Source organism: Staphylococcus felis (genome assembly GCF_003012915.1).
GTDB lineage: Bacteria > Bacillota > Bacilli > Staphylococcales > Staphylococcaceae > Staphylococcus > Staphylococcus felis.
In genome coordinates this window covers 1,733,161-1,757,207 of record NZ_CP027770.1, presented here as the reverse complement: position 1 = coordinate 1,757,207, position 24,047 = coordinate 1,733,161, and the positions used below count along the sequence as shown (strand labels likewise).

Sequence of the window (24,047 nt, the reverse complement as noted above, 5' to 3'; positions counted from 1 at the left end):
TCTTAATATTTATAGACGTTTTCTAATCGTGCGAAACTTCACAAGACTACTTTTAAAATAATTTAGCGAATACAAAATAGGTGCGCCATCTTTCGTATAATGAATTTGCTTTAATAACATTAAACCGTCTTTCGGATCTGCGTTAAGTGTCTCAGAAATATACGGCTCATAACTAATTGATTCAATTTCAGTTTCTGCATATGCAATTTCTTTTTCTGTCACTGCCTCAATGGCCTTTAAAATCGACATCTGTTGATCATGTCCACCAAAATGTTCAAGAATGTTAGCATTTACTTTATCAAGACAATACACTACTGGGCTATTATTTGCAGTACGAATACGTTCAATGACTGTTATTTTAGTATTGGAAGCGAGGTTCATCAATTTGGTATCTTCATGTGATGCCACTTCTTCTGCTAAACTCAAAAAGATTGTACCATGCTTATAACCTTTTTCAGAAATCATTCTCCCAATGCTCATGAGTTCATCTAAAGGATAGAAAAATGGCTGAGGTATTTTAACACTCGCACCTTCTTCAAAATTTTCAGTGATGATTTGTTCAGTTACCAATTCACGAATCGCTTCTTGAACCTCATCAATTGAAACCTCACACGTTCGGGCTAATTCTAATAAACCTGGTAAAGATTCACCAGGTTTGATTTGTTCAGCCTCTATGCCTTTAAGAATCCAGTCTTTTACTTTATTAATATTTAAGTTTACAGACATGAATTAAACCTCTCCTTCATTAAAATCAACTAATACTTGTCTTGGTTTACTTCCTTTTTGTGGACCTATCACTTGGTTTGCTTCTAAATCATCCATAATTCTTGAAGCACGATTGTAGCCTATTCTAAATTGTCTTTGTAACAAAGAAGTACTTGCCTTTTGTTTTTCAACAACAAATAAGTATGCTTCATGGTATAAAGGATCGTCGCTATCAGATTGTGATTGATCTGTTTGAGCATCAGGCTCCATCTCTTTTACATAATTGGCTCTTTGTTGTTGTACTACATAATCAACTACTTTTTGGACTTCATTATCACTTAAAAATGCACCTTGTACACGTGTTCTGGAAGATCCTCCGTTTTTAACGAATAGCATATCACCTTTACCTAATAATTTCTCTGCACCACCACTATCAATAATCGTTCTCGAATCGGTTTGTGAACTTACAGCAAATGCAATTCTTGATGGGATATTATTTTTTATCAATCCTGTAATTACATCTACAGACGGACGTTGTGTAGCTATAATAAGATGTATCCCTGCTGCACGTGCCATTTGTGTAATACGCGTAATCGCTGTTTCGACATCTTTTCCTGCAACCATCATCAAGTCTGCTAACTCATCCACAATAACTACAATATAAGGTAAAAGCGGCTCTTTTTCGTCTAATTCTTGATTTTTGACTTTTAAAAATGCATTATAACCTTCAATATTGCGTGTGCCAGAGTGCTGGAATAAATCATATCGGCGTTCCATTTCACTTACAACTTTTTCTAATGCTTGTGATGCTTTGTGAGGATTTGTAACTACAGGTGTGAGTAAGTGAGGAATACCATTGTACACATTGAGTTCAACCATTTTGGGGTCAATCATCATTAATTTGACTTCATGCGGTTTGGCATTAAGTAAAATACTTGTAATGATGCCATTGATACACACTGATTTCCCACTTCCTGTCGACCCAGCTACGAGTAGATGTGGCATTTTATTCAATTCAGCAGTTATCGGCTCGCCAGAAATATCTCTTCCCAAAGCCACTTCAAGCTTGTTTTGAGTAGGGAATTTTTCATCTAATACTTCTTTCAATGTAACTAAAGAAATCTTTGAATTCGGCACTTCAATCCCTACTGCTGACTTCCCTGGTATTGGTGCTTCAATACGTATATCTTTAGCTGCTAGAGCCAAAGCTAAATCACTATGCAAATTAACAATACGACTCACTTTCACACCTTGGGCTGGTTGAACCTCATATTGCGTAACAGCAGGACCAATTTTGATTTGCGTCACTTTAGCTTTAACACCAAAATTAGTGAGTGTTGTTTCTAAAAGTTTGCCTTTACGTTGAACTTCAGCTTTTGAAGTTGTCGTTTGCTTTTTAGGATCATTCAGTAATGTTAATGGTGGAAGCTGATATGATTGATTTTCAATTTCGCCTGCTTCAGCAATTGTTCCTTCATTTTGAGATTGAGGCACTTTAGAATGATCTTGCTTGTTATCATTGATGCTTGGACGCTTAGTTTGTCGGGTATCAGAAGGTGTTGCTTTTATTTTTTGGTCTGAAATTGTATCTGTTTCAGCTTCAGATTGAGATGTAGCATCATAATGATCCTTAGAATTGAAAATCGGTATATTAGGGAAATCAGAAACATCATGATCAGCATCATTCATAGGTATTTCTGGAAAGTCTGATACATTTTTAGGTTGTTGCTCTTGTTGTTGTCTTTTTAATTCACGTTTCTCATTGCGCTTCAATTTTCGTTTTTCACTATGTGTATGATATGAAGTATATGCTTTGAACATTCGGCTTTTCGATTTTTCAAACACAGACTTCGACACATCTCGATGTCTTTTTTTCTGAAGTAGTATCACACTTGAAATCAATAAAAGAAGAGTCACAAGTACCACACCAGCAATTGAGATTAATGGTGTAAGTAACTCTACTAAATAATACCCAAATAATCCCCCTCCAAAATTAGGGAAATAGGAAAGTTGATAACTTTTATATACATACGATAAAACTGGCTCACGTTTAGCCTGCTCTCCACTCATTAATAAATAGTAAAGCTGAAATACAAATAATAAAGCAATAGCTAAAAAGATTGATCCAGTCAATCGTCTTGTTTTAGGCAACTTACCATTATATGCAAGAAATCCAATCGCTAACATAAATAAGACATAAACTAAATAACGTGCCCATCCAAATAAATAATTGAAAAAGCTATCTATTCCAATACCAACGATACCTAATTGAAAAATACCTAACATTAAAAGGACTACAAAAATGATTGCCAATCCGAAACGCAATGGAGTCTCATTATTCTTCTTATTAGATGAACGCTTTTTACCACGTGCACTTTTCGTATTACGCTTTTTCGCTTTCGGCATTCATTGTCACCTTCTTCTTTCTTAACTTAATATGTAAAAAAGCGAATCTTCCCTTTAAACCATTATCATAAAGAGTAAGATTCGTTTCATAGTTTATCGCCATATGGTCTATACTAAACAAAACATGAAGGTGTGGACACATCAACATATCATGTTTTCATTGAAATGATAAACAATCAATGTATGGTTGCTATTCCACACCCTCAATAGCCAGTTTATTGCTTTTTATATTTCTGATATAACTGGTATAATCATCGGACGACGTTTTGTACTCTCAAACAATAATTTACTAATTTGGTCTCGCATATTTTGCTTTATTTCTGACCATTCGATACGCTTCTCTTGTAATCCCGCTTCTACAATTTCACGAACCTTTTCTTCTGCTTCTTTTAGTAACGCTTCACTCTCACGTACATAAACGAAACCTCGTGATTGAATTTCAGGTCCTGCAGCAATACGTTTGTTTTTTGGATCTAATGTAACGACAGCAATGAAGATACCGTCTTCTGCTAATAAATGACGATCTCTTAAGACGATGTTGCCGACATCACCTACACCGATACCATCAATTAAAACATTACCTGCATGCACCTTTTCATTTAATAACATGTCTGTACCATCAAAGTTAATGACATCACCCGACTCAGCTAAAAATATCTTTTCAGGTGCTACACCACTCTCGCTCGCTAATTTAGCATGTGCGATTTGCATTTTAAACTCTCCTTGGACAGGGATGAAATACTCGGGCTTCATAATATTAAGCATCATCTTAAGCTCTTCCATGCAACCGTGGCTTGAGGCGTGTATCTTTTTATTATTAGGGAGTATATGTGCTCCTGCACGGACAAGTTCATTTAAGGTATTCCCGATAATCACTTCCATATTAGCCGAAGCAGTTATCGCTAAAAAGACCGAATCTCCCTTTTGAATATTCATGATTTTATGTTTTTGTCTTGCCATTTGACTTAATGCTTCAATAGGCTCACCCTGTGTACCTGTCGCAATAATAATAACCTCATTGTTCGGATAATTTTCAACTTCAGTGATTGGAATTAATAAATCTTTAGGTATATTGAAGTAACCCATTTTACGAGCAATATTGAATGAACTTTCCAATGAACGTCCTAAAAACGATACTTTACGATTTAACTTGCTCGCAATATTTAAGACTTGTTGAATACGTATAAAGTTAGATGCATAACATGAAACAATTAATCGTCCTCTTACTTTTGTAAACGCATCAAACATATGGCTTTCAATAACATTTTCAGGTGTATTGTACCCCGGCTTTTCAGCTTCAGTCGAATCACTTAATAGAGCAAAAACACTAGCTTCTCCAATTTCTGTCATTTTCTTTAAGTCAGGTGCATAATGCCCGTGTAAACTTTGATCAAACTTAAATTCACCAGTATACACAATCGCACCGTAGGACGTATGGATACATACGCCTAAACTATCAGGAATACTATGCGTTGTATTAAAGAATGTGACGTTTACACCTTTAAATCGCATCACTGATTCATTATTCACAACATAATAGCGAATTTTTTTATCGATTTTACGCGCTTTTAAACTTTCTTTAACAAGGCCAATAGTCAGTTTAGAACCATAGACAGGTGCATCAATTTGTTCAAGCACGTACGAAACTGCTCCAATTGCATGCTCATGGCCATGTGTTAAAAAGATCCCTTTAATTTTGTGTTTATGTTCTAACACATACTGGATATCAGGAATAACAATATCGACACCTAACATCTCATCTTCAGGGAACATTAGCCCAGCATCTAACATAAACATTTCATCATCGACTTCAACAATATACATATTTTTCGCAATTTCGCCTACACCACCAAGTGGTATAATACGAATATTTTTATTTTTCTTTTTTACTAAATTCAAAACTTTACCTCCTAATTAAATATAGCCCGTCCATTGTACATTCATGTTTTATTATAGTTGAAATAATGTAGTCTGTACACTATTAAAGTCATCAGTAGCCTGAAACATACTCTGATTTTTATTAGAAAGCGTAAAAACATTTTTAAATAGAAATTTAACATACAGTTGGATAACGTCACTACCATCATTCAAATATTTCCTGTTACTCACAAGACATCATTATAAAAAAGGGGATGGGATATAAATATCTTAGTAATCGAAAAAACTTCAAGGTTTTCGCAAGAATTTACGAAACATCTCGAAGTTTTTCCTTTAATGCTATGCATAAACGATGTATTGATGGCAACTCCTTAGGGAATAAGACTAGCCACTGAGGCTGTCCCCTAGGAAAGCGAAGTCATATCATACGAAGCTTTATCATAAAAGAAGCGCTAAGACGCATTTTTATTAAAAATCATCTTAGCACTATTTATTTTGGGATGTATATCCCACCTTTTAGCGACAAATGCACTCGTACATTTGTCTCTTTACAACATTAACTTTAATAATAAGTGCTTTTCAACCTTGCGTATAGTAACCATTCATTTATAGCAACACTTTATGAGAAGCATTAACACGACCTTGTTTGTCGATTTCAGTTACCTTCACTTTAAGCGTATCTCCAATTTTTAAAACATCTTCTACTTTTTGAATTCGTTCATTTGCAATTTGAGATATGTGTACTAATGCATCTTTACCTTTGAACAATTCAACAAATGCACCGAATTTTTCAATACGTTTAACAGTTGCGTCATAAACTTGGCCTACTTCAGCCTCACGCACGATACTTTCAATCCATTGACGTGCTTGGTTAATCATTTCTTGTTCAGTTGAACCTATATAAACCGTACCATCTTGTTCAATATCTAACTTAACACCCGTTGCGTCAATAATTTCATTGATTTGTTTACCACCTGGACCAATGACATCGCGAATTTTTTCAGGCTTGATTATCAAAACTTCAACTTTCGGCGCATATGCGCTTAATTCTTTACGTGGTTGATCAATTGTTGCAAGCATATGATCTAATATTGCAAGTCGACCGACTCTAGCTTGTTCTAACGCCTCTTCTATGACCTCTCTAGTAAGACCGTCAATCTTAATATCCATTTGAATCGCAGTAATACCGTCTTTAGTACCTGCCACTTTGAAGTCCATATCACCTAAAGCATCTTCCATGCCTTGAATATCTGTTAAAATCGTATAGCTTTCATCACGTGTCACTAATCCCATCGCAATACCTGCAACAGGCGCTTTAATTGGCACACCTGCATCCATTAAAGCAAGTGTTGAGCCACAAATAGATGCTTGTGATGATGAACCGTTTGATTCAAGTACTTCACTTACGATACGAACAGTGTATGGAAACGTTTTTTCGTCTGGAATAATATATTTCAAAGCACGTTCCCCTAGTGCACCGTGTCCAATTTCACGACGTCCTGGTGCACGTACAGGCCCTGTTTCACCTACTGAGAAATTAGGGAAATTATAATGGTGCATAAATCGTTTTTGTTCTTCTTCACCTAAGCCATCAATAATTTGATACTCTGAAATAGAACCTAACGTTAACACAGATAAAGCTTGTGTTTGACCACGTGTGAATAAACCAGATCCATGTGTTCTTGGTAATAAGCCTACTTCAGAAGATAACGGTCTAATTTCATCAGGCTTACGACCATCTGGACGTACTTTTTCATCCGCAATTAATCGTCTTACTTCTTCTTTAACTAAGCTATCTACAATTTGACTCACTTCAGATAATAGTGCTTCATTTTCTTCATCATCTTCATTTTCATATTTTGATAAAATATCTTGTTTTATCGTTTCAATGTTATATTCACGTTCTTTTTTATCAAACGTTTGTATTGCAGCTTTTAATTGCTTCTCTTCTGTTAAGTTTGTTACTTCATCAATGAGTGATTGGTTCTTTTCGACAGGAACAAACTCTTGCTTTTCAGGTTTTAAATGCGCAATAATCTCTTCTTGAAAAGCACATAAACGTTTAATCTCTTCATGTCCAAAGAAGATGGCTTCTAACATTTCAGCTTCAGAAATTTCACTTGCTCCTGCTTCAACCATATTCACAGCATCTTTATGTCCAGCAACCTCTAAATCTAAGCGTGATTTTTCTTTTTGCTCTAAATTAGGATTAATCACATATTGTCCGTCAACATATCCAACATTGACCCCTGCAATTGGGCCTTGGAAAGGAATATCTGAGACACTTAACGCAACTGATGAACCAATCATAGCTGCCATTTCTGGAGAGCAATTTGGATCAGCGCTCAATACAATATTCATGATTTGCACATCATGACGATAACCATCTGGAAATAACGGACGAATAGGACGGTCAATTAAACGTGCCGTTAATGTCGCATCATCACCTGGACGCCCCTCTCTTTTTTTAAATCCACCTGGAATTTTACCTGCTGCATACATTTTTTCTTCATAATTTACGGTTAACGGGAAAAAGTCACCGTCTCTCGGTTCTTTAGAGGCAGTAGCAGTCGAAAGTACAACTGTATCACCATAACGTACTAATGCAGCACCGTTAGCTTGTTTCGCTAACTGTCCCGTTTCTATTGTTAACGGTTGGTTCGCCCACTCCGTTTTAAATACCTTTTTTTCTTGAGACATGATTAATCTCCTCTCCTACTGTTTAAACATTTCGTAGCTTGTTTCTCTAAATATTATATCTTACATCTATCGCGTTTAATAGTAAAAAAAGAAAGAAACCAAGCTTTGGCCTCTTTCTTCTTTATACAAACACGTTAATTTCAATTAACGACGAATACCTAATGATTTAATTAACTCACGGTAACGTTGAATATCTTTGTCACGTAAGTAATTTAATAAGTGACGACGACGACCTACCATTTTTAATAAACCACGACGTGAATGGTGGTCTTTTTTGTGAATGCGTAAGTGATCGTTTAATGCTGTAATTTCAGCAGTTAACACAGCGATTTGAACTTCTGGTGAACCAGTGTCTGTTTCGTGTGTACGATATTCTTTAATTAATTCATTTTTACGTTCTTGTGAAATTGCCATTATCAATTTCCTCCTTGATATGATTTGATACCTTAATCTGAGTCAGGCGTCGGAGTTTCAACCTACCAAGACTAAGGTCCTACTTCTAATAAATATTAGACCTTAAATATTATAAGCTATATCATCTTCAAAATCAACCGAAAGTAAATATTTAGCACGCTCTTTATCCTGATTCATTTGAGCAACCAATGGATCTATGCCATCGAATTTAAGCTCTGGTCTTAAATAATGGTGCCAATCAATTGTGACACGCTCACCGTATATATTTTCCTCAAAATCAAAGATATTCACTTCAATGACAACTTGTGGAAGGTCATCATGAAATGTGGGTTTAACACCTACATTACATACACCACGATACACTTTGTCACTTGCGCCTATTTTCAAACTGACTGCATAGACGCCTTTTGCTGGCAAAACATAATCATCAGAAGGCTCTATATTAGCTGTTGGGAATCCAATTGTTCGGCCTCTTTTTTCACCTTGTACAACAGTTCCTTTAATTTGATAGCGATACCCTAGCGCTTCATTAGCTTTAGCCAAGTTTCCTGATAATAAAGCTGCTCGAATTGCAGTCGTTGAAATTTTTTCTCCGTTCAAATCTTGTTTACCTACCGTAATACAGTCGACATTTTCGAAATATTCTTTCATCATCGACATATTCCCTTTACCGTATTTACCGAATGTAAAGTCAAACCCTGCAATAATCGCTTTAGCGTGATTTTTTATTAAATAGTCTCTAATGAAGGCTTCGGGTGAAACTTCAGCAAAACGAGAAGAAAAATTGACAACAATACAGTAATCAATATCTTTTTCTTTCAATTTAGCAATTTTATCTTCTAATGGTGTTAAATACGTCGTCCGCTTTTGTTTCGGATTTAACACAACGGACGGGTGCGGATCAAATGTCATGATTGCTTTTTTGAGTTTCTTTTGTTTTGCCACTTCATCCAGTTTTTGAAATAATGCTTGATGGCCTAAATGTAAACCATCAAAAAAGCCTAATACAATTGCAATATCTTCATGAATAAACTGATTTTCTTGTATCGGATGGGTAATTTCAATCACTTTCATAATATTTGAATCTCCTTTAATGAAATACCTTTTTAGGCTTAATCTCCTCATGACGTTCAGGGTGCAATTCATAAATGGCTAATACACGTTTATCTTGAGTATCCCACATGACGAGTTCTCGCTCAAATGGAATTGTTATCCATTTTTTAGGTAGTTTTTGTCCATTTAAAATACGTTTTTTTAAATCTTCACGCCCAACTTCGAATTGAGGCAGCGCTTTGAGTCCATATACGAGTGGAAATAATTTTGGTTGTAATGTGTTTTCTATATGCATAGATTGAATGGATTCAATGGATAATGATTGTGCTAGGGTAAATCCACCGCTCATCGTTCGAGTTAATTTTGACATATGGGCTGGGTACCCTAGAGCACGCCCTATATCCGTAGCAAGCGTTCGAATATATGTCCCTTTTCCACAACTGACTTCAATTTCAAAAGACATTACATTATGATTAAATTGTAACTCAGTTAAGCGCTCAATATGTAAAATATGCACTTGTCTCTTTGGGCGTTCAACATCTTCACCATTTCTTGCATATTCATACAATTTTCTTCCGTTTACTTTAACAGAGGAATACATAGGAGGCGTTTGCGTAATGATCCCTTTGAATCGATTAAGTACCTCGTCCACTTGGCTTTCAGTAAATTGATTTGGAATAATATTTGCACTTTCTAATATATCACCAGTTTGATCTTCTGTTGTTGTTGAGAAACCAACAGTCACTTCTGCTTTATAAGTTTTCCCCATATCCATAACATAATCACTGACTTTAGTCGCTTGCCCAATACATATAGGTAATACGCCATCTACTTCCGGATCAAGTGTACCAGTATGCCCTATCTTTTTCGTTTTTAAAATTTTCCTCAATTTAAATACTACGTCATGACTTGTTAATCCTCTCGACTTATATACAGGTAAAATGCCTTCATACATAACATCACTCCTCGATACAAAAGAAGGATACGTTATTTTGACATATACTCTGGTCATAAAAACGTATCCTTACATATTGGTTGTTAATCTTTTCGGTGTAAGTCTTGAATGAGTCTTTCAATTCGGTTGCCATAATCGATAGACTCGTCATATTCAAATTGTAAATCTGGAACGATTCTTAAGCGCATACGTTGTGCAATTTCAGTTTTTAAAAAGCCTGTTGCTTTCTCAAGCCCTTTGAATGTATTTTCGCGTTCTTTATCATTGCCTAGTACTGTAAAATAAACTTTTGCTAATGATAAATCGTTCGTTGGTTGAACCTCAGTAATTGTTAAAAATCCAACTCTTGGGTCTTTTAATTTATTGTTGATGATATCCATCAACTCTTGCTTCATTTGTTCACCCACACGTTCAGCTCTCATATTCATGTTTTTCACCTCTTTATCAACATACTACGTAGCAATTTCTTCAATATAATATTATATAGGAACAGCAAAACGACCGTCAATGAAATACATATTGAGACATACATAGACACAATCATAACAGTTATTAAATAAGAGGTTGAAATTGAGAGCGCTTATCCGTTTGAGTACAAGATAAAAGTATCAAAACTTAGATGACCTAGTAATTGCTTTCTTTTACATTAGTAAATAAGCCACACTCTCATCAATTCTTACAAAGACCTATCTCTACTCAAAATGGCGACACACCTATTTCAACCTCATTAAAAAAATTATTTTATATTTTCAACAATGTTTATCTTTCAACTTCAACCATAACATACGCCTCAATGATATCGCCTTCCTTGATATCATTGTATTTTTCAATCGTGATACCACATTCGTAACCTTGAGCGACTTCTTTAGCATCATCTTTGAAACGCTTAAGTGTATCTAAATTACCCTCAAATTGCACGATACCATCACGAATGACACGCACACCTGAATCTCTCGTAATTTTACCGTCAGTAACATAACAACCTGCAATTGTACCGACTTTGGATACTTTGAATGTTTGACGCACTTCTGCTTGACCAATGACTTTTTCTTCAAACTCTGGATCAAGCATTCCTTTCATAGCTGCTTCAATTTCTTCAATGACATTATAAATAACACGGTGTAAACGCATATCTACATTTTCTGCTTCAGCTGCACGTTTTGCACCTGCATCCGGACGAACATTAAATCCGATAATAATACCGTTTGAGGCATTCGCTAACGTTACGTCAGATTCATTAATGGCACCTGTAGCTGTATGAATAATGCGTACATTTACACCTTCAACATCAATTTTCATTAAAGATGCAGCAAGTGCTTCAACTGAACCTTGAACATCACCTTTAATAATGACATTAAGATCTTTCATCTCACCTTGTTTCATTTGCTCGAATAAGTTATCAAGCGAAACATTTTTACTTTCTTGACGTTGTTGAATGATATTTTGCTCTTCACGCGCTCCTCCAATACGGCGTGCTTTTTTCTCATCTTTAAATACAACAAAGCGGTCTCCTGCTTGTGGTACATCATTAAGTCCCGTGATTTCAACAGGTGTTGATGGACCTGCAGTTTTAATACGTTTACCCAAATCATTGACCATAGCACGAACTTTACCGTGTGTATTACCAACTACTAAAGCATCTCCAACATTAAGTGTCCCATTTTGAACTAATAAAGAAGCTGCCGGTCCACGTGATTTATCTAGTTCGGCTTCAATAACTGTACCTACTGCTGCTTTGTCAGCGTTGGCTTTAAGTTCTTGTACTTCTGATACAAGTACGAGCATCTCTAATAAGTCATCAATACCATCACCGCTTAATGCTGAAAGTGGTACAAAGATTGTGTCGCCACCCCAGTCTTCTGGAATCAAGTTATATTCTGCTAACTCTTGCATAACTCTGTCCGGATTTGCTGTTGGCTTGTCAATTTTGTTTACCGCAACGATAATGGGTACTTCTGCTGCTTTTGCATGATTGATTGCTTCAATTGTTTGAGGCATAACACCATCATCAGCTGCCACTACTAAAATTGTGATATCAGTCACTTGAGCACCACGTGCACGCATTGTTGTGAATGCCGCATGTCCTGGTGTATCTAAGAAAGTGATTTTTTTACCTTTGTTTTCAATTTGATATGCACCAATATGTTGTGTAATACCACCCGCTTCACCTTCAGTTACTCGCGTATTACGTATCGAGTCTAATAATGTGGTTTTACCGTGGTCAACGTGCCCCATAATTGTCACAACTGCTGGACGTTCTTTCGCATCTTCATCTGCTTCAACATCTTCAAAATAGATATCTAAATCATTATCATCAATGACAACTTCTTCTTCCAGTTCAATACCATAATCTGAAGCAATAAGCTCAAGTGCTTCGATATCGAGTGATTGGTTAATATTTGCCATGATTCCAAGTAAGAATAATTTTTTAATAATTTCTGATGAGTCAACCCCCATCTTTTCAGCAACTTCGCCTACTGTAATTCCATCAGTATATGTGATTTTAGATGGTAATTCTTTTGGCGTTTTGGGTTCAGGTTGCTTTTGTTGTTTCTTATTATTTTTACCTTTTTGATTCTTCTTATTATTCTTTTGATTGTTAGCGTTGTTTTTTTGTTTTTTGTTTTGTTGTTTATTCTTGTGATTTGTTTGAGTAGTTTTTTGTGGTTTTTGATTATCTGTGTTTTCTTTTTTAAACACTTTGTCTAATTGTTTAATTTGATCGTCCTCTAATGTTTGCATATGGTTCGACACTTCTACACCATTTTTCTTTAACTCATCAATAATTTCTTTACTTTTTATATTTAATCCTTTTGCATATTCATATATTCTTTGTTTACTCATTAAACCACTCCTTACGTTATTCATCAATCATTGATATCAGCTTTTTGGCAAATCCCTGATCTGTTATACCTACATTAACACGTGCACTTTTTCCCAGAGCATTTCCTAATTCAAAGCGATCGCATACGATACGATATGGTATTTGATATGTGTTACATTTATTAATCATCTGATGTTGTGTATTTTTTGATGCATCTTTGGCAATTAGTACCAATTTAAGTTGCTTTTTTTTAAGTTCAGTTAAAATAACTGCTTCCCCTGTTTTCACTTTACCTGCACGCATCGCTATACCTAAAAAATTTAAAAATGATTGATGGTTCATTTTGTAGGTATCTCTTCTCTGTAAATAAGTCTAATAATTTCCTTGTAGACCGGGGCTAGCGTTTCTTGTGATGCTTTAAAAAATTGTTCTAACTTTTGCTCTTGTTGTGCTTTCTCTACTAATGCCACATCTTTAGAAACATATGCGCCACGACCTTGCTTCTTGCCAGTTGCATCAGCTGAAATGTCTCCTTCTTTATTCTGGACGACACGAATCATCTCTTTTTTAGGCTTCATTTCATTCGAAAGGATACATTTTCTCATAGGAATTTTACGTTTCTTCATCAAAATCCCTCCTATTTTTCCTCGCTATTATCTAAAACGCTGTTTAATTCAGCTTCTTCATAGTCATCAGAAAAGATATCATTTTTACTGTTATCTAAAACTTCTGCTTCGTTCGACTGGCCTATATTTAATGCTGCTGCATCACTTTCTGACTTGATATCAATTTTCCATCCTGTTAATTTAGCAGCTAAACGCGCATTTTGTCCTCTTTTACCGATAGCCAATGATAATTGATAGTCCGGGACGATCACAGTTGTTGATTGATTTTCTTCATCCACAATAACATCAATGACTTGTGACGGACTCAATGCATTACTTACAAACTCTTTCGGGTCTTCACTCCATTGAACGATATCAATTTTTTCGCCACCCAATTCTTCTACTACCGCTTCTACACGTGCACCTTTAGCACCTACACAAGCACCGACTGCATCGATGTCACCATTCGTAGCATATACACTTATTTTCGAACGATCTCCAGCCTCACGTGCAACTGATTTCACTTCTACAGCACCTTCAAAAATTTCAGGTACTTCTTGTTCGAAAAGGCGTTTCAACAAGCCGGGATGACTACGTGATACGAAGATCTGAGGTCCTTTTGTTGTTTGTTCAACCTTGTTGACATACACTTTAATACGTTCATTTGGTAAGTATGTTTCATTCGGGCTACGTTCTGCTTCAGATAGTACCGCTTCAGTTCGTCCTAAATTAACATATACATATCGATGATCCACCCGGTCAATGATACCTGTCACGATATCTTCTTCTTTATCGATAAACTCTTCATACAAAATCTCTCGTTCTGCATCACGTAAACGTTGCATGACCGCTTGTTTGGCTGCTTGAGCCCCTACACGCCCAAAATCTTTAGGCGTCACGTCTTCCTCATAAATATCTCCAATTTCATAAGCAGGATTTTTCACTAATGCTGTTGAAATGTCAACTTCATCACGATCATCAAAAACCTCCTCTACTACTTCTTTACGAGAAATAACACGGAATGAGCCGCTGTCTAAGTTTAATTCAACACGTACGTTTCGCGCGCTATCGTAGTTCTTTTTATAAGCTGTAATTAATGCTGCTTCAATCGCATCAATTAAAACTTCTCTCGGTATTTTCTTTTCTTTTTCTAAATATTCAGTAGCTAATAATAATTCATTGCTTTCCACTAAATCTTCCTCCTTACATCCATTACAGCATGACTGCATGTCTTGCTTTAGCAATTTTTTCGCGTGGGATTGTAATCGTTTTGACTTTTGTTTTGTCTTTTACTTCTATAATAATCTCTTCATCTGATACTTCAATCAATCGTCCCAACCACTCTTTGTCACCCTCAATTGGCGCATAAAGTGACACATATACAGGTTGGTTAATAGCATTGTAATAATCTTTTTCTTTCTTGATTGGACGCTCAGCTCCTGGTGATGATACATCAAGGTAATATGCTTGTGTAATTGGATCGTGTTCATCCATGACTTCGCTAATGCGCTCTGATGCAAGCGTGCAATCATTTAAATCGACGCCACCTTCTTTATCAATCGATACACGTAAATAATGGTCACGGCCTTCTTTCACGAATTCAACATCAACGAGTTCATAGTTCAGTTCATCTAATACAGGATGAATTAAAGTTTCAACTTGCTCTGTAATTTTACTCATACGAGCCCCCTTATCACTATTAACAAAGAGAAAAGAGCGGGTCATACCCACTCTTCCTCCTTGAGTCTATTTTATACGCACATCTATTATAGCACATTCGTATTTTTACGACAACTTTGCACGATGCTTAAAGCTTACTCAAACTTTGATTTCTTTTTCAATCATTTTACATATCAAATATTGAAAGTTGTGCTTTGTCAGGCATATCTGGTAATGATCCCAGTTCATCTAAATAATCTATAATTTTTTGTGAAACGCCCGCTTTTTTATTTAAATCTTCTTTGGATAAAAATGGCCCCTCTTCTCGTGCTTCGACAATACGTTTAGCAACGTTTTCACCCAATCCTGGCACAGCAATAAATGGTGGTATCAATGTATCACCTTCAATTAAAAATTCGAACGCTGCACTTTTTTCCAAGTTGACTGGTTGCATACGATATCCACGATGTGCCATCTCATTCATAATCTCGAGTACGGTTAATACGTCTTTTTCTTTTTTTCCTAAATCCATATAACGAGCATACATATCTTTAACAGTTGTACGTATACTATTCTTGTCTTTAATCATTGTTAACAAATCAAAGTCAGATGCACGTACTGTAAAGTAGCTCGCATAATAATACAATGGATGATGCACCTTAAAGTATGCGATTCTGACAGCCATTAAGACGTATGCTGCTGCGTGAGCTTTTGGGAACATGTATTTAATTTTTTTGCATGAATCTAAATACCAATCTGGGACATTATTGTCTTTCATAATTGCTTCCCACTCTTCATTCAAGCCTTTCCCCTTACGAACAGATTCCATAATCTTAAATGCAAGTGAAGGCTCTAATCCTGCATACATCAAATAAACCATAATATCATCACGACATCCAATACAGCTAGATAATGTGCATGTCCCACTTCGTACAAGGTCTTGTGCATTCCCTAACCAAACGTCAGTCCCATGCGATAACCCTGAAATTTGAACAAGCTCTGAAAAAGTTGTTGGTTTTGTATCTTCAAGCATTTGACGTACGAAACCTGTTCCAAATTCAGGTACACCAAATGTTCCTGTTTTAGCTAAAATTTCCTCTTCAGTAACACCTAATGTTTCAGGTGAGCTAAAAATACCCATTGTTTCTTTATCATCAATTGGAATCGTTTTAGGGTCTATGCCAGATAAATCTTGAAGCATTCGAATCATCGTTGGATCATCGTGACCTAGAATATCCAGTTTTAAGACGTTATCGTGTATGGAATGGAAATCAAAATGCGTCGTCATCCAAGAAGAGCTTTGATCATCAGCTGGATATTGAATGGGTGTAAAGTCATAAATATCCATATAATCTGGAACTACAATGATTCCGCCTGGGTGTTGCCCCGTAGTTCGTTTAACTCCAGTACATCCCTTTACTAATCGATCGACTTCTGCTCCTCGTTTATGAATGCCTTGATCATTTAAATATCCTTTAACAAAACCGAATGCCGTTTTTTCAGCTACAGTACCAATTGTTCCCGCACGATACACGTACTCATCTCCAAAAAGTACTTTCGTATAATTATGTGCTTGAGGCTGATACTCACCACTAAAGTTTAAATCGATATCAGGTACTTTATCACCTTTAAATCCTAAGAATGTTTCAAAAGGAATATCTTGCCCTTCCTTTATCAATTCTGTACCACATTCGCACGTTTTATCAGGTAAATCAAAGCCAGATCCAACTGAACCGTCATCAAAAAACTCACTTTTTTTACATTTAGGGCAAATGTAATGAGGTGGTAATGGATTCACTTCTGTAATTTCAGTCATTGTAGCGACAAAACTTGAACCAACCGAACCACGTGACCCAACTAAGTATCCATCCTCTAAAGATTTTTTAACTAATCGTTGAGAAATTAAATAAATAACTGCGAACCCGTTCCCGATAATACTCTCGAGTTCTTTTTCAAGACGATCAATTACAATTTGAGGCAAATCTTCACCATATAATTTTTTAGCGTTGTTGTAACTTAACGTACGTATTTCTTCATTAGCTCCCTCCATGTTAGGTGTGTATAGTTTGTCTTTAATAGGGACCACTTTTTCAATGCGTTCTGCAAGTGCCTTAGTATTTTCAACCACTATTTCATGAGCGCGATCTGCGCCCAAGAAATGAAAAGCATCAAGCATTTCATCTGTTGTTCTAAAATGAGCCTCGGGTAATGTCGAACGGTTGAGTGGATTCCCGGGTTGAGAAGCAATAAGAATACGACGCGCTATGGCATCATGTTCATGTACATAATGAACATTTCCCGTTGCAATGACTGGAATTTGATTGGTCTTTCCAACTTCTAATATCCGTTCATATATTTCAACAAGCGTTTCATTATCACGTATCAACTCACGATCTAACAAATCTTGATAAAGCGCAGGTGGCTGTACTTCAATATAGTCATAATACTTAGCAATACGTTCAACCTCTGATTGATCACGTTGCATTACAGCGGTAAACACTTCACCTTCATCACAAGCGGTACCTACCAATAATCCTTCTCGATATTCATCTAAAAGCGTTCGCGGAATACGTGGCGTTCTATAATAATACGTTACCAATGACTCGCTTACAATTTTAAATAAGTTTTTTAAGCCTGTTTGGTTTTGAACAATTAATGTGACATGTTGAGGACGTGCTCGTTTATATGCATCTTCATTTGATAGCTTTTGATTGATATCTAAATGATTGTGTACACCAAGGTCCTTTAACTGGGCCAACATTTTAATAAAAATATATGCAGTTGCTTCAGTATCGTATATGGCACGGTGATGTTGTGTTAATTCTACTCCATATTTTTTGGCCAAAAAATTTAAGCCGTGCTTGCCGTAACTTGTATTAATCGTGCGAGAAAGTTCAAGTGTATCAATAACACCATTCGTTGAAGCGCCAAAACCAAGCCGTTCATATCCAGTATCAATAAACCCCATATCAAACGATGCATTATGTGCAACAAAAATGGCATCTCCAACCCAATCTTTAAACTCTGTTAAGACTTCCTCAATTTCAGGAGCATCTTTTAACATATCATCATTAATATGTGTAAGGTTTTTGATTGTTTCAGTCAACTTTTCATGAGGATTACTAAATCTTTCAAACTTGTCTATAATTTCACCATTTTTGACTTTAACTGCAGCAAGCTCAATAATTTTATCATATTGATTCGAAAGCCCAGTTGTTTCGACGTCAAATACGACATAGGTCGCTTCTTTTAGCACCCTATCAGTTGGTTTGTAAGCGATAGGTACACCATCATCAACAAGCATTCCTTCCATGCCATATATCATTTTAATGCCATGTTTTTCTGCTGCAGCATGCGCATCAGGATATGCTTGGACTACGTTATGATCTGTTACAGCTATTGCTTCATGGCCCCATTTTTTCGCTTGTGCCACATATTCACTAATATGTGACACACCGTCCATTTGACTCATTGAAGTGTGTAAGTGAAATTCTACACGTTTTTCGTCAGCCTTATCTAATTTAGGTGATCGCTTAATTTCTTCAATATCTGACATCATCATGACTAAATCACGTATAAACATATCCTCTTCAATACGTCCTTGTGCTCTAATCCATTTGCCTTCAGATAATGCTTTGAAATGTTCAAGGTCATCTTTATTTTTACGAGTAAACATTTTTAATACTAATGAATCCGTGTAATCTGTTACCTTCAATTCGACAATGTGACGACCACTTTTAAGTTCTTTCAAATTAATATCAAAAATAACCCCTTCAACTGCAACTTTAAACTCTTCTTCTATAATTGATTCAATAGGTCTCACTTGTTCAGGATGAATCGCTTTACCTATTTGACATTTTTCAACGGTTGACTCATTGTTTTCTTCTTGTTTTGCACGTTGCTCTTTCATTTTTTCGATTTTTTCACTAGCTTCTTTTGCGCTTTGCTGATCTTCTTGTTGAATATGCGCTTCAAGTGAAGCAAGGTCATCATCATGTCCTGTAGCATCTGTTTCAAAAACCACACGTTGAATATCAAAGCCACATCTCTGTAATGCTTTAACTAAGCTACCGTTGCAAGACTTATCAAAGTGATCTCGCTCAACATCATTTTGAACCAATATCTTCACTACGGAGCCAGACATCATCATACGCTTTTGTTTTAATTGACCTTTTACTTTAGGCGATAAAAGTGTTTGGTCAATACATTCATTGAAGTATTTTAATATATATTCATCTTGTTGAGATGTATCTTTAATCTCGAAAGTCCAATCTACTTTAGCAATATGTTTGAAAGTCTCTTGCATGGCATGCGTAAATACGGCATAATCTTCGTACTTTAAAAAATGAGGTAGCGCAATATGAAAAGTCCAAGCGCGTAATTTTTTAGAAACATCAATGCGCGTCAATTCACCTTGCTCAACTACATCACTATCCAAGTGATCAACCATGTTTAATTGTTTCAGTAATATCTTAAACTTCTCTTGATTTTGTAGTGTCAAATTTAAAACCACCTTCAGTTAGTCCATCATTTATTGTATGCCTTTTACGTTAATTTATCTAGTCACTTGCTATGTAGTTATTTATTCATATCTAAAATCATCGACATAAAACATAGAAGTGACTGATTTATAAATAGATTTTCATCATTTTAAAATCAGTCACTTCATACGAACATGTGCCTCTTCTCTTTATTGTTTATTTAGTTTAATTGGATAAATTTTTAATGTGTTCGATAAGATTATCAATATGAACATCATTACGCTCGCCATTATCTCGACGCTTAACTTCAACAATACCTTCCGATGCATTTTTCCCAACGACAACACGTACAGGGATTCCTATTAAATCAGCATCATTAAATTTGACTCCTGCACGTTCATTCCGATCATCATACAATACTTCAAATTTTGATTGAAGTGCTTGATAGAGTTTGTCTCCAAGTTCTCTTTGATCTTCCTTTTTAGGATTAATGGTAATAAGATGTAATTCGTAAGGCGCAACTGATTGCGGCCATATGATTCCGTTATCATCATGATGCTGTTCGATAATGGCACTTAACGTTCTCGAAACGCCTATTCCATAGCACCCCATCGTTAAACTTTGCTCACGACCTTGATCATTTAAAATAGTCGCTTTCATTGGTTTTGCATATTTATCACCTAGTACAAATACTTGACCCACTTCAATACCTTCAGCAAATTTCGCTTGGCCTGAACCATCTGCCAATGGCTCGCCTTCTAAAATAAATCTTAAATCGAAATAACCATCTATTTTAAAATCACGATTTACGTTCGCATTTATATAATGATAGTCATCTTCATTTGCGCCAACGACAAAGTTATTGAGTTCCTGAACGTAATGATCTGCATAAATTTTAATGTCTTTATCAGTAATAGGACCTAATGATCCTGAACTTGCGCCAAGTATGTTTCGAATATCTTCTTCCGTTGCTAATGAAACATCATCCGTTTCAAATATTGCTTTAACCTTTACTTCATTCACTTCATGATCGCCACGTACTAAAATGACTACATATTCACCTTGAACGTTAAAAATCATTGTTTTGATAATTTGGCTCTGTGGTACATTTAAAAATGCTGCTAAATCTTGAACTGTTTTAACATTTGGAGTTTCGATTTTTTCTAATGGCTTCTCTTCTTCATGTGTATGATTTGAAGGTGTGTATAAAACTTCTGCCTTTTCGATGTTTGCAGCATAATCGCTATTGTCACTATATACAATCGTATCTTCGCCAATAGCACTTAAAGCATGAAATTCATGTGTGTGACTTCCGCCTATTGCACCAGAGTCCGCCATAACAGCACGTACATTAAGTCCGACTCTATTAAATATTTTATAATAAGCATCATACATGTCGTTATACGTCTTCATTAATGACTCTTCATCTGCATGAAATGAATATGCATCTTTCATGATGAATTCACGTCCACGTAATAATCCAAAGCGTGGGCGTTTTTCGTCACGAAACTTTGTTTGTATTTGGAATAACGTCAACGGTAACTGCTTGTATGATCTTAACTCATCGCGAATGAGCGCTGTTACAACTTCCTCATGCGTCGGTCCTAATGCAAATTCTCTTTGATGGCGATCGTTTAATCGCATTAATTCAGGTCCGTATGCTTCCCAACGACCCGACTCTTTCCATAATTCAGAGTGTTGTAGAACAGGCATAATCACTTCGACAGCTTCAATGCGCTCCATCTCTTCACGAATAATGTTAGAAATTTTTTGAATCACTCGAGTAGCAAGTGGCAAATAACTATATACACCTGCTGCGTTTTGTTTGATGAGTCCTGCTTTAAGTAATAGTTGGTGACTTTTTGCTTCTGCTTCTGCAGGCACCTCTCTTAAAGTAGGTATAAAAACCTTTGATTGTTTCATTCTATTGTCCTCCCTCAAATCACAAGAAATAACGTTGAATATCATTCCATGTTACAAGTACCATTACAATTAATACGAATATAGCACCTGCTGCAATAATAACCGTTTCAGCTTTTTTGTTTGCTGGTTTTCTAAAAATCGCCTCATATATCACAAATAAAATTCGGCCTCCGTCTAGTGCGGGGATAGGTAGCAAGTTCATTATCCCTAGATTCACACTTAACATTGCAGTCCAATTAACCAAGTTAATAATACCTGTCTTGACAACTGTATCTACATTTTTATATATACCAACTGGACCATTAAGCATATCAAAACTAAATGTCCCAGTGAAGATACTTGCAATCATACCACCGACAGCAATAAAAATATATTTTCCAAATCTTAATGTTTCTTCAATCCCAAAAACCAATGGCTGAATCAGTGTTCTCTCTTTTGTAGGCACAAAACCAAGTTGATATGTCGTTTGCTTGTTGTTTTTTGACACTTCAACTTCTAACTTTTTAGGTGAAAATTGCTTCTCAGATATTTTACCATTTCTTTCATAAACAATGGTAGTTTCATTGCCTTTAGTCTTATTTAATGCCCCTTCTATATCTCTAAAACGATTAATTGTTTCGCCATTAATTTCTTTGATTGTATCCCCTTTTTGTAAGCCGATTTTTTCTGCGGGTGTATTTTGGGCAATTTGATCAATCGTTGTCGTAGGCGCACCTTGATAATATGCTAGTCCAATAAGCAATACAAACGCTAAGATAAAGTTAAACAAGGGACCCGCAAACAACGTCAAAAACTTTTGATAAGGTTTCTTATATGTGAATTGACGATCTTTCGGTGCAATTTGGATGAGGCTTCCGTTTTGAACGAAGAATGCTTTTCGGGCAATGGAAAAACGATGTCGCGCTTCATCATATGCTGTAATACCTTCAATAAACAATTCATCTTTTAAATCTACTTTTTTAACTTCAATTGCTTCAATCTGCTGAAATTTGTGTTGATCATCTAAAATAATATGTGTCACTTCATTTTCATCGTTGAGCTTTATTTTAACATGCATTCCTGGTTGTACAGGATCTTCTTCTAAACCGTCACCAGCCATTCGAACGTATCCACCCACAGGCAATAAACGTATCGTATACAGTGTTTCGTTCTTACGAAAGCTTAATATTTTAGGCCCCATTCCAATTGCAAATTCAGGACACATAATTCCTGCTCTTTTAGCAAAGAACATATGACCATATTCATGCACAGAAACAAGAAGACCAAACACAATAATAAAAGCAATTATTGTTACGAACATCTATATTTTCACCTCATAATTTTTAGTTTTATAGTAACGATCTATTTCTAATATTTGTTCTAACGTTGGATGTTGAATAACCGAGTGCGCTTTCATTTCTTCATCAATCAAACGTTCTATATCTAAAAAGCGTATTTCTTTGTTTAAAAACTTGGCAACTGCCACTTCATTTACAGCATTTAGGACTACAGGCATCGTCCCACCAATCCGAATCGCATCGTATGCAAATTTGAGGCATTGGTATCTATCGAAATCCATCGGCTGAAAATGAAGTTGTGCTATTTCGGCAAGATTTAAAGATGGTGCCTGATGTTTAATACGTGTCGGATAAGTAAATGCGTATTGAATAGGCATACGCATATCCGGTGTACCTAGCTGAGCCATTACACTTGTATCGACAAATTCTACCATTGAATGAATAATACTCTCTTTATGCAAAATCGTTTCAATTTGATCAACCTCTAAATCAAATAGCCATTTCGCTTCAATCACTTCAAAACCTTTATTCATCATTGTAGCAGAATCAATCGTAATTTTTTGTCCCATTGACCAGTTTGGATGATTCAACGCATCTTCAACAGTCACGCTTTGTAATTCTTCACGTTTTAAATCTCGAAATGAACCGCCACTAGCAGTAATAATGACTTTTTTGACTTTATCAATACTTTCACCGTTTAGACATTGAAATATCGCAGCATGCTCTGAATCAACTGGTAAAATATTCACATTATATTTTTGAGCATAAGACATGACAAGTTCGCCAGCTACGACCAATGTTTCTTTATTCGCTAAAGCAATGTCTTTTCCACTTTCAATCGCTTTTAATGTTGGCTCTAAGCCTACACTCCCTAATAATGAATTTAATACGATATCACTCTCTGGTAAAGTAGCGACTTCAATCAGCCCTTCTCTTCCATGTACAACTTGAATGTCATAATGAGTCAGTCGTTTCACATCGGATTCATTTTGTACAGAAACTATTTGCGGTTTTAGCTTTTCTATGACTTGAATGGCAAAATCAATATTTTTTCCAACTGTAAAACCTATCAAATTAAATTCATCTGAGTGTTTTTCTATAACATCAATCGCTTGTGTCCCTATTGAGCCTGATGCTCCTAATATCACTATATTTTTCTTCAATATT

Annotated in this window: 17 protein-coding genes; all 17 read right to left on the bottom strand. The window is 35.8% G+C overall.

The annotated features are described in order from the left end of the window. Positions 1–9: 9 nt before the first annotated feature. The gene (locus tag C7J90_RS08185) at positions 10–726 is read right to left on the bottom strand and encodes a GntR family transcriptional regulator (protein ID WP_103209377.1); all 717 of its coding nucleotides are present in this window, start codon (positions 724–726) and stop codon (positions 10–12) included. A gap of 3 nt (positions 727–729) precedes the next feature. Continuing rightward, on the bottom strand, positions 730–3,111 hold the full coding sequence (locus tag C7J90_RS08180) for a DNA translocase FtsK (RefSeq protein WP_103209379.1): 2,382 nt from the start codon (positions 3,109–3,111) through the stop codon (positions 730–732). Between the two features lie 225 nt (positions 3,112–3,336). Continuing rightward, positions 3,337–5,010 carry a ribonuclease J2 gene (rnjB, locus tag C7J90_RS08175; protein WP_103209381.1) on the bottom strand — a complete coding sequence of 558 codons (1,674 nt, stop codon included), beginning with the start codon at positions 5,008–5,010 and terminating at the stop codon, positions 3,337–3,339. Positions 5,011–5,595: 585 nt separating this feature from the next. Next, the gene (pnp, locus tag C7J90_RS08170; protein ID WP_103209383.1) at positions 5,596–7,689 is read right to left on the bottom strand and encodes a polyribonucleotide nucleotidyltransferase; all 2,094 of its coding nucleotides are present in this window, start codon (positions 7,687–7,689) and stop codon (positions 5,596–5,598) included. Between the two features lie 144 nt (positions 7,690–7,833). Beyond that, positions 7,834–8,103: a 30S ribosomal protein S15 gene (rpsO, locus tag C7J90_RS08165; RefSeq protein ID WP_014614062.1), complete on the bottom strand. Its 270-nt coding sequence runs from the start codon at positions 8,101–8,103 to the stop codon at positions 7,834–7,836. A gap of 102 nt (positions 8,104–8,205) precedes the next feature. Continuing rightward, complete coding sequence (gene ribF, locus C7J90_RS08160) at positions 8,206–9,177, bottom strand: riboflavin biosynthesis protein RibF (RefSeq protein ID WP_103209384.1); 972 nt, start codon at positions 9,175–9,177, stop codon at positions 8,206–8,208. A 16-nt stretch (positions 9,178–9,193) separates the two neighbouring features. Beyond that, positions 9,194–10,111 carry a tRNA pseudouridine(55) synthase TruB gene (gene truB, locus C7J90_RS08155; RefSeq protein ID WP_103209386.1) on the bottom strand — a complete coding sequence of 306 codons (918 nt, stop codon included), beginning with the start codon at positions 10,109–10,111 and terminating at the stop codon, positions 9,194–9,196. A gap of 83 nt (positions 10,112–10,194) precedes the next feature. After that, a complete protein-coding gene (rbfA, locus tag C7J90_RS08150; protein WP_103209387.1) occupies positions 10,195–10,539 on the bottom strand; it encodes a 30S ribosome-binding factor RbfA in 345 nt (114 codons plus the stop codon). 331 nt (positions 10,540–10,870) lie between these two features. After that, positions 10,871–12,955: a translation initiation factor IF-2 gene (gene infB / locus C7J90_RS08145; protein WP_103209389.1), complete on the bottom strand. Its 2,085-nt coding sequence runs from the start codon at positions 12,953–12,955 to the stop codon at positions 10,871–10,873. A gap of 16 nt (positions 12,956–12,971) precedes the next feature. Then, on the bottom strand, positions 12,972–13,277 hold the full coding sequence (locus C7J90_RS08140) for a ribosomal L7Ae/L30e/S12e/Gadd45 family protein (RefSeq protein WP_103209390.1): 306 nt from the start codon (positions 13,275–13,277) through the stop codon (positions 12,972–12,974). Then, a complete protein-coding gene (gene rnpM, locus C7J90_RS08135; RefSeq protein WP_103209392.1) occupies positions 13,274–13,561 on the bottom strand; it encodes an RNase P modulator RnpM in 288 nt (95 codons plus the stop codon). The genes C7J90_RS08140 and rnpM overlap by 4 nt, the downstream gene beginning before the upstream one ends. An 11-nt stretch (positions 13,562–13,572) precedes the next feature. Next, complete coding sequence (nusA, locus tag C7J90_RS08130) at positions 13,573–14,730, bottom strand: transcription termination factor NusA (RefSeq protein WP_103209394.1); 1,158 nt, start codon at positions 14,728–14,730, stop codon at positions 13,573–13,575. A 22-nt stretch (positions 14,731–14,752) separates the two neighbouring features. Continuing rightward, the gene (gene rimP, locus C7J90_RS08125) at positions 14,753–15,220 is read right to left on the bottom strand and encodes a ribosome maturation factor RimP (protein ID WP_103209438.1); all 468 of its coding nucleotides are present in this window, start codon (positions 15,218–15,220) and stop codon (positions 14,753–14,755) included. A gap of 166 nt (positions 15,221–15,386) precedes the next feature. Next, on the bottom strand, positions 15,387–19,700 hold the full coding sequence (locus tag C7J90_RS08120) for a PolC-type DNA polymerase III (protein ID WP_103209396.1): 4,314 nt from the start codon (positions 19,698–19,700) through the stop codon (positions 15,387–15,389). Positions 19,701–19,905: 205 nt separating this feature from the next. Further along, complete coding sequence (locus C7J90_RS08115; protein WP_103209398.1) at positions 19,906–21,603, bottom strand: proline--tRNA ligase; 1,698 nt, start codon at positions 21,601–21,603, stop codon at positions 19,906–19,908. A 19-nt stretch (positions 21,604–21,622) separates the two neighbouring features. Beyond that, positions 21,623–22,903, bottom strand: a complete 1,281-nt coding sequence (rseP, locus tag C7J90_RS08110; RefSeq protein WP_103209400.1) for an RIP metalloprotease RseP — start codon at positions 22,901–22,903, stop codon at positions 21,623–21,625. Then, a complete protein-coding gene (gene dxr, locus C7J90_RS08105; protein WP_103209402.1) occupies positions 22,904–24,043 on the bottom strand; it encodes a 1-deoxy-D-xylulose-5-phosphate reductoisomerase in 1,140 nt (379 codons plus the stop codon). Positions 24,044–24,047 lie beyond the last annotated feature (4 nt).